At 70.9% G+C, this 13,033-nt stretch carries 10 protein-coding genes and 1 pseudogene; 5 read left to right on the top strand and 6 right to left on the bottom strand.

Features of this window, described 5'->3' with window-relative positions:
- Nucleotides 1-46 precede the first annotated feature (46 nt).
- From A5714_RS27690 to A5714_RS21645, 5 genes and pseudogenes are all read right to left on the bottom strand, one after another.
- A pseudogene (locus A5714_RS27690) lies at nucleotides 47-178 on the bottom strand (LLM class F420-dependent oxidoreductase); the annotation flags it as partial.
- Between the two features lie 34 nt (nucleotides 179-212).
- Nucleotides 213-878 (bottom strand): nitroreductase family protein, encoded by a 666-nt coding sequence (locus A5714_RS21660; protein WP_068288718.1) that lies wholly within the window; start codon nucleotides 876-878, stop codon nucleotides 213-215.
- 23 nt (nucleotides 879-901) lie between these two features.
- Nucleotides 902-2,428, bottom strand: a complete 1,527-nt coding sequence (locus tag A5714_RS21655) for an Hsp70 family protein (RefSeq protein ID WP_068069335.1) — start codon at nucleotides 2,426-2,428, stop codon at nucleotides 902-904.
- A gap of 9 nt (nucleotides 2,429-2,437) precedes the next feature.
- Entirely contained in the window at nucleotides 2,438-4,708 is a 2,271-nt protein-coding gene (locus tag A5714_RS21650) for a carbon starvation CstA family protein (protein ID WP_068288716.1), read from the bottom strand.
- A gap of 36 nt (nucleotides 4,709-4,744) precedes the next feature.
- Complete coding sequence (locus tag A5714_RS21645; protein ID WP_068288713.1) at nucleotides 4,745-6,286, bottom strand: ATP-dependent DNA ligase; 1,542 nt, start codon at nucleotides 6,284-6,286, stop codon at nucleotides 4,745-4,747.
- Between the two features lie 113 nt (nucleotides 6,287-6,399).
- Between A5714_RS21645 and A5714_RS21640 the strand changes: the two genes are divergently transcribed.
- Together A5714_RS21640 and A5714_RS21635 are read left to right on the top strand one after the other, a co-directional pair.
- The gene (locus tag A5714_RS21640; RefSeq protein WP_068069342.1) at nucleotides 6,400-7,158 is read left to right on the top strand and encodes an SDR family NAD(P)-dependent oxidoreductase; all 759 of its coding nucleotides are present in this window, start codon (nucleotides 6,400-6,402) and stop codon (nucleotides 7,156-7,158) included.
- Nucleotides 7,159-7,289: 131 nt separating this feature from the next.
- The gene (locus A5714_RS21635) at nucleotides 7,290-9,455 is read left to right on the top strand and encodes an acyl-CoA dehydrogenase (protein WP_068288711.1); all 2,166 of its coding nucleotides are present in this window, start codon (nucleotides 7,290-7,292) and stop codon (nucleotides 9,453-9,455) included.
- Nucleotides 9,456-9,463: 8 nt separating this feature from the next.
- On the opposite strand, the gene A5714_RS21630 is transcribed toward A5714_RS21635, so the two are convergent.
- Complete coding sequence (locus A5714_RS21630; RefSeq protein WP_068288708.1) at nucleotides 9,464-9,799, bottom strand: Zn-ribbon domain-containing OB-fold protein; 336 nt, start codon at nucleotides 9,797-9,799, stop codon at nucleotides 9,464-9,466.
- Between the two features lie 56 nt (nucleotides 9,800-9,855).
- On the opposite strand from A5714_RS21630, the gene A5714_RS21625 reads away from it, so the two are divergent.
- From A5714_RS21625 to A5714_RS21615, 3 genes are all read left to right on the top strand, one after another.
- On the top strand, nucleotides 9,856-11,049 hold the full coding sequence (locus tag A5714_RS21625) for a thiolase family protein (protein ID WP_068288722.1): 1,194 nt from the start codon (nucleotides 9,856-9,858) through the stop codon (nucleotides 11,047-11,049).
- 14 nt (nucleotides 11,050-11,063) lie between these two features.
- Entirely contained in the window at nucleotides 11,064-12,557 is a 1,494-nt protein-coding gene (locus A5714_RS21620) for a FadR/GntR family transcriptional regulator (RefSeq protein WP_068288720.1), read from the top strand.
- A 133-nt stretch (nucleotides 12,558-12,690) separates the two neighbouring features.
- A partial coding sequence (locus A5714_RS21615) for an MEDS domain-containing protein (protein ID WP_197513863.1) occupies nucleotides 12,691-13,033 on the top strand: 343 nt, incomplete at its 3' end.

The raw sequence follows: 13,033 nt of genomic DNA, 5'->3' as shown, positions 1-13,033 counted from the left end.
CGTTTCGACGGTCCGGCCTTCACCCGGTGAGCCGGCCCGACGACCCTCAGCCGCGCAGCTGCGGCAGCACGTCGCGCTCGTAGATCGCGAAGAACCCTTCCTTGTCCGGGCCGACCTGCTGCACATAGACCTCGTCGATGTCGGCGTCGAGATACTTGCGCACCTGCGCGACGTGCTGCCGCAGCTGCGCGGCTGAGGGTCGTCGGGCCGGCTCACCGGGTGAAGGCCGGACCGTCGAAACGGTCTCGGGTGACGAACTCGGCCACGGGACGACGGCGCAGTTTGGTCAGCTGGCGCACCGGCTTGCCTAGCGGCACGACGGCCACCACCGCGTGCCGGTCCGGGATGCCCAACAGCTCACGGACCCGGCCCTCGGCCGCCACCGCCATCGTCGTGATGGTCCCGCCGAAGCCCTCGTTGCGCGCGCCCAACAGGACGTTCCAGATCAACGGGTACACCGACGCGCCGCCGACGAGCCCGACCCGGTCAAGGTCCTGGTCGACGGCGGCCACCACCCCGAGGTCCACCGAAAACACCAGCACCACAGGCGCGTTCGCGATCGGCGCGATGAACGTATCCGGGACCTCCGTCTCGTCGATGACGTGTTGGGGCACCTGCGGGGGGTTGACCGGATTCCACGGGTTCTCGCCCGCCTGCACCTGCGCGAAGTAGCGGCGGGCGGCGTCGGCGCCGAGTTCGGCCAGCTGGCGTTGGACCTGCTTGTCGCGCAACACCGTGATGTGCGCGCCCTGCCGGTTGCCGCCGCTGGGCGCGAAGCGCGCGTTGTCGAAGATCCGCGCCAGCACGGCGTCGGGCAGGGGATCTTCGGTGAATTCGCGAGCCGCGAACGTCGTCCGCATGACGTCGTAGAGGTCCATGCCTTCTATTGTCGCTGTCGCCGTCAGCCGGCCGACGCGTACCGCTCCAGGCGGAAGGTGCGCTTGAAACCGGCCGGCTGCGTCGTCAGGGTCACCTCGACCGCACCGCCGGGCGCGATGACGTAACGCTCCTCGACGTCGGGGCCGTCCTTCCAGCGACCGACCGGCTGGCGCCCGAGGTCCTCGCGGTCGAACAGGGCCGGATCGAAGGGGAACAGGACCGGGTCGTACGGCGTGACGTCGCCGTCGGGCCGGCCGTTGACCAGGCGGCTGCACTCCACGAACCGGAAGTGCCCGATGTTGTGCGCCGCGCGGTAATTGCGTTTGACCACCAGCGGGGTGCGGCCGTCGGCCGGCAGGGACACGTCTTTGCAGACGATCGGGTCGAAGACGACGCCGGCGCCGGCCTCCGCCTCCCGGAACACACCGAAGTTGCGGGAGAAGCTCTCCGACAGGGCGAACCCGGCCTCCTTGTCGAGGAAGACGGCCAGGCCGATCGCCGTCGCGGCGAAGGGGTGCGGCGAGCGCTTGACGCGCTTCTCCCCGAACGTGGTGCGCAGCATCCGCGCGATCAGCGGGAAGCTCCCGGCCCCGCCCACCACGTAGATGCCCGCGACCTCCGACCACGCCACGTCGGCGCCGCCGCGGGCCGGATCCCGCAGCACCCGTTCGAGCAACGCGGTCGTCTTGTCCACCAGCGGCGCGCAGACGTCGTAGACGTCGTCGATCGGGCAGGCGAACGGCGGTCGGTCCGCGCCGTCGATCCCGGTGAGGTCGACCAGAAACCGGCGGGTCTGCGGCCCGACCGCCTCCTTGCGCGCGGCGCACTCCTCCCGCAGCAGTTCCCGCCCGGCGGGGTCCAGGCCGCGCAGCGGCGCGCGGTCCGCGACGAGGTCGGCGATCGCCTCGTCGAAGTCGTCACCGCCCAGGCGCTGGATGCCCTCGCTGACGACGACCTCGTTCGCGTGACCGCTCATCTTCAGCAGCGAGGCGTCGAACGTGCCGCCACCGAGGTCGTAGATCAGGACGTACTCCCGTTTGGCGGTAATGGTCGAGCGGTACCGGTGGGCGTACTCGAGGCTGGCCGCGGAGGGCTCGTTGAGCAGCGCGGCGACGTGAAACCCCGCGTCCACGAAGGCGTCCAGCGTCAGGAGGCGCTGCGCGCTGGAGGCGTTGGCCGGCACGCTGATCGCGGCCTCGATCTCCTCGCCCGGGGCGAGGATCGCGTTGGAGCGCCGGTGCAACTCGGTGCGCAGTTGGGTCAGGAAACCGGTGAACAGCTCGGCCAGCCGGTAGCCGCGGCCGGCCAGCTCCACCTCCGTCTGCGGGCCCGCCTCATTGAGGAGGCGCTTGAACGACCGCAGCACCGCCCACCCGGGCTGGTGGCGCACCGCGGCGGCGTCCGCGCCGTAGCGCAACTCCCCGGCGGCGTTCGCGGCGACCAGCGACGGCCACGCGTCGACGCCGTCAAAGGAGACGACGGGATAGTTGCCTCGGTCGACGGACGCGACGACGGTGTGGGTGGTGCCGAAGTCGATACCGACTCTCATCGCGCAATTCTAGGACCCGGCCGCGGGCTGGGACACGACCTTTTTCACCGGCGCGTCCCACTGCCGCTGCACCTGTCGCTCGGCCGCGGTCGCGATCAGGCCGGCCGGCGCGAAACGCCGCGACGGCACCGGCTCGTCCTCACTCAGCGGAGGCCGGCCATCCCCGCGAATCGCCCTGAGCGCGACCACGATTGCCACGGCCACCACGATGACGACCACCAGCGCGAACAGGATCGACAGGGTGCCCTGGATGAAGGTGTTGCGCACGACGTCGTCGAGCTGGCGGGCGTTCTTGGCCGAACCGAACGCCGTCTTGCCCGCGGCCTTGGCCGCCGCGTACTGGGCGTGCTGCGACCAGTACCCCACCGCCGGGTCGGCGGAGAAGATCTTCTGCCACGAGGCGCTCAGCGTGACGGCGAGGTCCCACACCAAGGGGACTCCCGGCACCCACGCCCACGCGAGCAGGCCCCGCTTGATCACCACCACGGTGACCACGGTCAGGGCGATGGCCGCCAGCAACTGGTTGGCGATGCCGAACAGCGGGAACAGCGTGTTGATCCCGCCCAGGGGATCGGTGACGCCCATCAGCAGGATGCTGCCCCAGGCCGCGGCCACCACCACGCTGCACAGCCACACTCCCGGGCGCCAACTCGGGTTGCGCAGCTTGCCCAGCGGACCGCCGAGATTGCCCAGCGCGTCGGAGAGCATGAACCGGGCAACCCGGGTGCCGGCGTCCACCGCGGTGAGGATGAACAGCGCCTCGAACATGATCGCGAAGTGGTACCAGAAGGCCTGCAGACCGGCGCCGCCGAACACCCGGTGCAACACCTCGGACATGCCGACCGCCAGGGTGGGCGCCCCGCCGGTGCGCGACACGATCGACTTCTCGCCGACGCTGGCCGCCGCCTGGTTGAGCTGGTCGGCGGTTGCCGGTGCCCCCGACAGGCCGAGCCCGTTGACGTAGTGCGCGGCGCTGGCCGCGGTGCCGCCGGTCTGCGCGGCCGGGGCGTTGAGCGCGAAGTACACGTGCTGGTCGAGGATGGTCGCGCTGATCAGCGCCATGATGGCGACGAAGGATTCGGTGAGCATGCCGCCGTAGCCGATGAACCGCATCTGGCTTTCCTTCTCCAGCAGCTTCGGTGTGGTCCCCGAGGAGATCAGGGCGTGGAAACCCGACAGGGCACCGCAGGCGATGGTGATGAAAAGGAACGGGAACAGCGAACCGGCGAACACCGGGCCGTTGCCGGCGCCGGCGAACCGGGAGACGGCCGGGGCCTGGATGACCGGGTGGGCGATGCAGATGCCGACGGCCAGCAGGGCGATGGCGCCGACCTTCATGAACGTGGACAGGTAGTCGCGCGGCGCCAGCAGCAACCACACCGGCAGCACCGACGCGACGAAACCGTAGCCGACGATGAGCCACGACACCGTCACCGCGGACAGGTTCAACCATGAACCGCCCCAGGAGGTTTGGCCCACCCAGGCGCCGGCGGCCACGGCCGTCATCAGCAGCACGAAGCCGATGATCGACACCTCGGCCACCCGGCCCGGCCGGACGAAACGCAGGTAGCACCCCATGAACAGGGCGATCGGGATCGTCATCGCGATGGAGAAGACGCCCCACGGGCTTTGGGCCAGGCCCCGCACCACCACCAGCGCCAGCACCGCGATGATGATGACCATGATGACGAACGCTCCGACCAGCGCCGCGGCGCCGCCGGCAGCGCCGAGTTCGTCGCGCGCCATCTGGCCCAGGGAGCGCCCGCGGCGCCGGGTGGAGATCCACAGCACGAGGTAGTCCTGCACGGCCCCGGCGAAGACGGCGCCGACGATGATCCAGATGCTGCACGGCAGGTAGCCCATCTGCGCGGCCAGCACCGGGCCCACCAGTGGGCCGGCCCCCGCGATCGCGGCGAAGTGATGCCCGAACAGCACCCGCCGGTCGGTCGGCACGTAATCGATGCCGTCGTCGAGGATCTCGGCCGGCGTCGCGTGGTCGTCACGCGGGCGGACCACCTTCAGCTCGATCAACCGGGCGTAGAACCGGAAACCGATGATGTAGCTGCAGATCGCCGCGACGACGATCCACACGGCGTTGACCGTCTCGCCGCGGAGGAACGCGATGACCGCCCAGGCGGCCGCGCCGACCACGGCGATCGCGGCGAAGACGACCTTGTGCGCCGTGGTGATGGGGGAGCGGTCGACAATCGCGACGGGCGGCAGGTCTTCGTGGGTGCTGATGTAGCTGACGTCTTTGTCGTCGTGCACAGTCACGGTCAAACCCTACGACGATCGGCGGACGGTCGCGCCGGTGAATCAGTACAGCGCGCGCACGGCGTCGAGGGTGTCCGCCTCCGCGGGGCCCTTGTCGTCCCGGTAGCGCAAGACCCGGGCGAATCGCAGCGCCAGCCCACCCGGGTATCGCGTCGATTTCTGCACGCCATCGAGCGCCACCTCCACGACCTGTTCCGGGCGCAGCGCCACGACGTAACCGTCGAGGCCGCCCACGGCGAGTTCGGTAAACCGGGCCGTCTGCCAGTCCAGCATGGCGTCGGTCATTCCCTTGAACGTCTTGCCGACCATGATGTATTCGCCGGAGGCCGAATCCCGCGCTCCCAGGTGAATGTTGGACAGCTTGCCGCGCCGACGCCCCGACCCCCACTCGACGGCGAGCACCACCAAATCCAGGGTGTGCACCGGCTTGACCTTGAGCCACCCGGCGCCGCGGCGCCCCGCCTGGTACGGAGCCGCCGGGGACTTGGCGAGCACGCCCTCGTGGCCCGCGGCCAGCGTCGCGTCCAGGAAGCCGGCCGCCCGGGCCGGATCGCCCGTGAGGAGCCGGTCCACGCGGTTCGCCGGCGGCACCAGCGCGTCGAGGGCCGCCAGCCGTTCGCTGGTCGGCGCATCGAGCAGATCCTCGCCGTCGCGATGCAGAATGTCGAAGAAGAAGACGGAAAGGGGTTGTGCGGCAACGGCTTCAGCCACGTTAACCGACCGGCCGAAGCGAGAGGCGGTGACCTGGAATCGGTGCGGTCGATGGTCCGGCCGCAACGCGATGGCCTCGCCGTCGGCGACCAGGTGGTCGACCGGCAGGGCCAGCGTGGCCTCGACCACCTCGGGCAGTCGCGCCGTGACGTCGTCGAGGCTTCGGGTGTAGACGGTGACCTGGTCACCCGCGCGGTGAATCTGGACGCGCGCCCCGTCCAGCTTCGCCTCGAATATCGTTGCGCCGCCGTGGCGTTCGATCGCGTCGGCGACGCTGGTGGCCGTCTGCGCCAGCATGGGCCCGACCGGGCGTCCGACCCGCAGGGTGAACGCGTCCAGGGCGGCGGCCGTACCGGCCCCCGGGCCGCACAGCGCGGCGGCCGCCACGGCCGGCAGGTTCCCGCCCAGCATCGCGGCGCGTTGCACCGCGACGGCGGGAATGCCGGCGGCCTCGGCCACGGCGTCGGCCATGATGCCGACCAGTGCGCCCTGGCGCAGCTCGCCGCCGAGCAGGCGCACCAGGAACGTCTGCTCGGGTTCGGTCGCGGCGGCGAACAGCGCGCTGAGCAACTCGGCGCGACGCGCCTGCGACCCCTTGCCGGAGACGGCCCCGATCGCCGTGAATGCTTCGTCGACGCCGGCCACGGTCAACGTGGGTTCCGGCGCGGCGGGGGGCCGAGAGCGCAGCGACGCCCACCCGACCCCGATCTGCCGCTGCCGCAGCTCACCGGAGAGCCAGGACACGACGACGGCGACGGTGTCGGGCTCGGCCGCGGCCCGCCGCAGCAGGCCGGCGATGTGGGTGACCTTGGCGAGCCGCGACGACGTGCCCCCGACGTCTCGTGACGTCGTCGCCACATCGCCGAGGAGCATGGTTGCCAGCTTGGCACGGCGCGCCGACAAGGTCCCGGGGCGGACGCGCTAGCGTTCCCACGTAACGTTACAAATCGCTGGGAATCTGACAAGCCCGAGAAAGGGAGGTCCGGATGGAGATCAACGGGAAGAAGGCCGTCGTGATCGGCGGGGCGTCGGGGATGGGCCGCGCGACCGCCGAGCTGTTCGCCGCGCGCGGTGCCCAGGTCGCGGTGCTCGATCGCGAAGGCTCCGACGGCAAGACCGTCGCGGACGGCCTCGGTGGCGTGTTCCACGCCGTCGACGTCACCGACTTCGCCGGAACCGAGGAGACGCTGCGGACCGCGGTCGAGCAGCTGGGCGGCCTGCACGTCATCGTGACCACCGCGGGCGGCGGCATCGCCAAGCGGACGTTGTCCAAGTCGGGCCCGCACGACCTGGAATCCTTCCGGTCGGTGGTCGATCTCAACCTCATCGCCACCTTCAACATCAGCCGGCTGGCGGCCGCGCACATGGCCGACAACGAGCCCGAGGACGAAGAGCGCGGCGTCATCATCAACACCGCGTCCATCGCGGCGTTCGAGGGGCAGATCGGTCAGGTCGCCTACACCGCCGCGAAGGCCGGCGTGGCGGGCATGTGCCTGACCATGGCCCGCGACCTGGGGTCGGTGGGCATCCGGGTGCTGGCCATCGCGCCCAGCTTGTTCGCGACGGGGTTGACCCAGGGCATCCCCGACGAGTTCGCCACGCAGCTCACCAAGGATGCGGCCTTCCCGAAGCGCCTCGGCCGGCCCGAGGAGTACGCCAAGCTGGCCGCCGCGATCGTGGACAACCCGATGCTCAACGGCCAGTGCCTGCGGCTGGACGCCGGACAGCGGTTCGCGCCCAAGTAGCGCCCCCGCGGTCGCCCGCCCGCGGTATTAAGTACACTCTTTACCCAGCCGCCCCGCTCCCCCTCGGAGCGGGGCTGGCGGTCACATTCACCGACGTTTGCGGACCGCGCGGCGGGCCGGGAGGGGTCCTCATGGGCATCGCACTGACCGACGACCATCGCGAACTCGCCGGCGTCGCCCGATCGTTTCTCACTTCGCAGAAGGCCCGGTGGGCGTCGCGGAGCCTGCTCGACGCCAACGACGAGACGCGTCCTGCGTTCTGGCAGAACCTCGTCGAGCTCGGGTGGCTGGGCTTGCACATCGACGAAGAACACGGCGGTTCGGGCTTCGGCCTGCCCGAGCTCGTGGTCGTGGTCGAAGAGCTCGGTCGCGCGGTCGCGCCCGGGCCTTTCGTGCCCACCGTCATCGCCTCCGCGGTCATCGCCAAAAACGGCTCCGCCGAACAAAAGTCGCGACTACTGCCCGGCTTGCTCGACGGCACCGGCACCGCGGGCGTCGGCCTCGGCGGCCACCTGGACGTGGCCGACGGCGTGGTCAACGGTGACGCCGGCATCGTGCTGGGCGCCGGCCTGGCCGAGCTGTTGCTCCTCGCCGCCGGTGAGGACGTGATAGTGCTGGAGCGCGACCGTGCCGGGGTTGTCATCGACGTGCCGGAGAACCTGGACCCGACCCGCCGATCCGGGCGGGTCCGCCTGGAGAACGTCGCCGTCGGTCCCGACGACGTCCTGACGGATGCGCGCGCCTCGGCGCTGGCGCGGGCGCGCACCCTGTTGGCGGCCGAGGCGGTGGGCGGGGCGTCCGACTGCGTCGACGCCGCCGTCGAGTACGCCAAGGTGCGCCAGCAGTTCGGCCGCACCATCGCGACTTTCCAAGCGGTCAAGCATCATTGCGCCAACATGCTGGTGGCCGCGGAGTCCGCGACCGCCGCCGTCTGGGACGCCTCGCGGGCGGCAGGGGAAGACGAGCAACAGTTCCAGCTGGCCGCCGCGGTGGCCGCGGCGCTGACCTTCCCCGCCTACGCGCGCAACGCCGAGCTGAACATCCAGGTCCACGGGGGCATCGGCTTCACCTGGGAGCACGACGCGCACCTGCACCTGCGCCGGGCGCTGGTGACCTCGGCACTGTTCGGGGGTGACGCGCCCGCCGCCGACGTGTTCGAGCGCACCGCGTCGGGTGCCGTCCGGGACAACAGCCTGGACCTGCCGCCCGAGGCCGAGGAGCTGCGGACGCGGATCCACGCCGACGCCGCCCAGATCGCGGCCCTGGACAAGCAGGCGCAGCGGGACAAGCTGATCGAGACCGGCTATGGGATGCCGCACTGGCCCAAGCCGTGGGGGCGCGCCGCCGACGCGGTCGAGCAGCTGGTGATCGAAGAGGAGTTCCGCGCGGCCGGCATCAAGCGGCCCGACTACGGGATCACCGGCTGGGTCATCCTCACCCTGATTCAGCACGGAACCCCTTGGCAGATCGAGCGCTTCGTGGAGAAGGCGCTGCGTAAAGACGAGATCTGGTGCCAGCTGTTCTCCGAGCCCGACGCCGGATCGGACGCCGCGGGCATCAAAACCCGCGCCACCCGTGTTGACGGCGGCTGGAAGATCAACGGGCAGAAGGTGTGGACCAGTGGGGCGCATTACTGCGCGCGGGGCCTGGCCACCGTGCGCACGGATCCCGATGCCCGCAAGCATGCCGGCATCACCACGGTGATCGTCGACATGAAGGCGCCCGAGGTCGAGGTCCGGCCGTTGCGGCAGATCACCGGTGGCTCCGACTTCAACGAGGTGTTCTTCAACGACCTGTTCGTCCCCGACGAAGACGTCGTCGGCGAGCCGAACACCGGGTGGACCGTCGCGCGGGCCACGCTCGGCAACGAGCGCGTCAGCATCGGCGGCAGCGGCTCGTTCTACGAAGGCCTGGGTGACGCGCTGATCGACCTGGTTCGGCAACGCCCAAATCAGTTGGCGGGAGCCAACGTTCGCGTGGGCAACTTTCTCGCCGACGACCACGCGTTGCGCCTGCTCAATCTTCGCCGCGCCGCCCGCAGCGTCGAGGGCGCGGGCCCGGGCCCGGAGGGCAACGTCACCAAACTCAAGCTGGCCGAGCACATGGTGGACGGGGCCGCGATCTCGGCGGCCTTGCTGGGCCCCGACGTCGCACTGGCCGACGGGCCCGGCGCGCTGGCGGGGCGCATGATCATGGGCGCCCGCGGCATGTCCATCGCCGGTGGCACCTCGGAGGTGACCCGCAACCAGATCGCCGAGCGGATCCTGGGCATGCCGCGCGATCCGCTGATCAACTAGGGGAACAGTCAGGCCGGGGCGAACTGCGGGGCGCCGCCCCCGCCCCGCTCCCCCAGCATCCCGACGGGCATCCCGCATCGCACCGAATCCGGTTCGCAGTCAACGATGTTCGCGGCCACGCGCAGCCCGGGCTGCTCGACCAGCTCGACGATGGCGATCACGTAGGGGACGGGAATCTCGGGGTTGTAGGGGTGATGGTTCACCGTGTAGGTGAACACGGTGCCGCGTCCCGAGACCGGGCGCGCGGACAGCGGCCCGCCGCAGGAGCGGCACTGGCCGGTCGACGGGTGCGTCCAGCGCGCGCAGGCATCGCAGTAGTCGATCAGCAGCGGCTGGTCCGGCACGACGAATACAGTACACTCAATTGGTTCGACGCGAGGTGGCTGACGGGGCGGTGGGCGTGACGCTTTTCGAAAAGGACGCGATCGTGTCCGGCATCGGCATCTCGCGGATCGGCCGGCGCACCGGCATCCCGGGGCTGGAGCTGACCATGGAGGCGGTCCGGGCCGCCATCGAGGACGCCGGGCTGACGGCCCCCGACATCGACGGCATCGCGACCCTGGGTGACACCCCGGCCGAAGACGTCAACGCGCAACTGCGCATCGAGGCCCCCGATTGCGGATCCGGCTTCGGCACCGGTGGCCTGCTGAGCCCGGTGATGTCGGCGTGCCGTGCGGTCGCCGAGCGCCGCGCCCACCACGTGGTGGTGTACCGGACGATTCAGATGCTCGGCGGCACGGTGCCGGTCAAGCCGCAGCAGGATGCGCCGCCGCCGCCGCTGGCGCGGATGTTCGAGGCCGCCGAGCCCGGCCGGCGACCCGCCGTCGGCCCGATGGACGACGTCAACGATCTGGTTGCCGCGCAGGCATATTCGGCTGCGAACTGGCTGGCGCTGAATTGCCGCCGCCACATGGAGCTGTACGGCACGACAAAGGAACAGCTGGGCTGGGTGGCGCTCAACGGCCGGCGTAACGCGGCGCTGAATTCCCGGGCGGTGTACCGCGACCCGATGTCGATGGCGGATTACCTGGGCGCGCGGCCGGTGTCCTCGCCGTTGAGCCTGCTCGACTGCGACGTGCCGATCGACGGGTCGGTGGCCGTGGTCGTGTCGCACGCGGAGTACGGCGGTGACTGCCCACACCGTGCGGTCCGGGTCGAGGCGATCGGTGGATCCGACGGCGCCGGCGGCTGGTTTCACCGCGACGACTACCCCAAGATGGCCATGTCCGACGCGGCGGCTCAGATGTGGTCGCGCACCGACCTGACGGCCGGGGACCTCGAGGTCGCCCAGCTCTACGACGGCTTCACCTACCTCACCCTCGCCTGGCTGGAGGCGCTCGGAATCTGCGGCGACGGCGAAGCGGGCCCGTACGTGCAGGGTGGCGCGCGCATCGCGCGCGACGGCGCGCTGCCGCTGAACACCTACGGCGGCCAACTCTCGGCGGGGCGCATGCACGGGTACTGGGCGCTGCACGAGGGCTGCCTGCAACTGCGTGGCGACGCGGGGGAGCGGCAGGTCCAGCGCCGCCCCGAGGTCGGCGTCGTCTCGGTGGGCGGCGGCCCGGTCGCCGGTTGCCTGCTGCTGACCTGCTGACCTTGCGTGCCAACGTGAGTCAGCCACACCCGAGGCCCGGTGAAACAGCAGAGCCGACCTCCGGCCGGCCGACCAAGCTCGCGTCGAAGATCGCCCGCGACATCGAGGCGGACATCGTGCGCCGCGGGTGGACCGTCGGCGAATCGCTGGGATCCGAACAGACGCTGCAACAGCGCTTCGGGGTCAGCCGGTCGGTGCTGCGCGAAGCCGTGCGCCTCGTCGAGCACCACCAAGTCGCCCGGATGCGCCGCGGCCCGGGCGGCGGACTGCTCATCTGCGAACCCGATGCCGGCCCCGCCACGCGCGCCGTCGTCATCTATCTCGAGTATCTGGGCACGTCGCTGGTCGACCTCCGCAACGCGCGGCTGGTCCTCGAACCCCTGGCGGCCGCCCTCGCGGCCGAGCGGATCGACGAGGCGGGCATCGCGCGCCTACGGGCGGTGCTGCACGCCGAACAGCAGTGGCGACCCGGGATGCCGGCGCCGCGCGACGAGTTCCACATCGCGCTGGCCGAACAGTCGAAAAACCCTGTGCTGCAACTGTTCATCGACGTGCTGATGCGCCTCACCAAGCGCTATGCCCTGCAGTCGCGGGCCGGCTCGGCGGCCGAGGCCACCGAGGCCGTCGGACACCTGCACGCGCATCACTCCGAGATCGTCGCCGCCGTCACCGCCGGTGACCCGGCGCGCGCCAAGACGCTCAGCGAACGGCACGTCGAGGCGGTGACCGCGTGGTTGCGGCACCACCAGGCGGAGGCGGGCCGCACGGCACGGCGTCCGCGGCGCCTCGACGCCGAAGCGCCCCGCGGCAAGCTGGCCGAGACGCTGGCGGTCACCATCGGCGACGACATCGCCGCCGGCGGCTGGCAGGTAGGTGCCGTCTTCGGGACCGAGACCGCCTTGCTGGAGCGTTACCGGGTGAGCCGGGCGGTGCTGCGCGAAGCGGTGCGGCTGCTGGAATATCACTCGATCGCGCGCATGCGTCGGGGGCCCGGCGGTGGCCTGGTGATCGCCGAACCCGCGGCGCAGGCCAGCATCGACACGATCGCGCTCTACCTGCAATACCGCGATCCCAGCCGGGAGGACCTGCGGTGCGTCAGGGACGCCATCGAAATCGACAACGTCGCCAAGGTCGTCAAACGGCGTGGCGACGCCGACGTGACCGCGTTCCTGGCGTCGTGCCGGGCCGCCCACCGCTCCGGGCCCGAGCCGCACGACGCCGGACCGCCCGCCGACGTGCGCACCGCCGCCACCGAGGAGTTCCGGTTCCACGTCGGGTTGGCGCAGCTGGCCGGGAACGCCCTGCTGGACCTGTTCCTGCGCATCATCGTCGAGCTGTTCCGCCGCCACTGGTCCACCACCGGGCAGGCGGCGCCGACGTGGGCCGATATCTCGGCCGTGGACCACGCCCACCAGCGCATCGTGGAGGCCGTCGAGGGCGGCGACGACAGTTTGGCGCGCTACCGGGTGCGCCGCCACCTGGACGCCGCCGCCTCCTGGTGGCTGTAGAAGGCGGCGTTGACCGAGGTGTGACCAAAGCCGCGGCATAGCCGGAGCCCGCCGTGGGTACTGAGACAAGAAATGTCAGGCGGTCCGGTCCAGCAGTGAGCCGGTAGGTGCGACGGAGAGCGAGAGCGCTGGAGTGACCACAAGCACCCCAACCCAGGGACTCGGGTTCGTGCATTCCGCGCTGATCTACCGCTCCGAGCAAGAGAATCTGGAGCTGGCGGCCCGCTTCATCGACCAGGGCCTCACCGGTGACGAGGCGGTGCTGGTCGCGGTGCCCACCGAGCAGCTGGCGTCGCTGCGCGGCGTGCTGTGCCCCGGCGGGGACATGCCCGACGCCTTGCGCATGGCCGACATCACCGAGGCCGGCCGCAACCCCAGCCGGTTCATGGCGATGGTGGGATCCTTCGTCGACGAGTTCGTCGACCGGCGGGTGCGGGTCGTCAGCCAGCTGGCCTGGCCCGGACGCTCCGAAGAGG

The organism is Mycobacterium sp. E2462 (assembly GCF_001672685.1).
Lineage (GTDB): Bacteria > Actinomycetota > Actinomycetes > Mycobacteriales > Mycobacteriaceae > Mycobacterium.
Note: the sequence above shows the minus strand (reverse complement) of the source record. Positions and strands in the feature narration are given on the sequence as shown.

What these genes read in the sequence shown, in the direction of transcription:
- A5714_RS21660 (WP_068288718.1), bottom strand. Translation starts at nt 878, where the DNA reads ATGGACCTCTACGACGTCATGCGGACGACGTTCGCGGCTCGCGAATTC.
- A5714_RS21655 (WP_068069335.1), bottom strand. Translation starts at nt 2,428, where the DNA reads ATGAGAGTCGGTATCGACTTCGGCACCACCCACACCGTCGTCGCGTCC.
- A5714_RS21645 (WP_068288713.1), bottom strand. Translation starts at nt 6,286, where the DNA reads ATGCTCCTCGGCGATGTGGCGACGACGTCACGAGACGTCGGGGGCACG.
- A5714_RS21640 (WP_068069342.1), top strand. Translation starts at nt 6,400, where the DNA reads ATGGAGATCAACGGGAAGAAGGCCGTCGTGATCGGCGGGGCGTCGGGG.
- A5714_RS21635 (WP_068288711.1), top strand. Translation starts at nt 7,290, where the DNA reads ATGGGCATCGCACTGACCGACGACCATCGCGAACTCGCCGGCGTCGCC.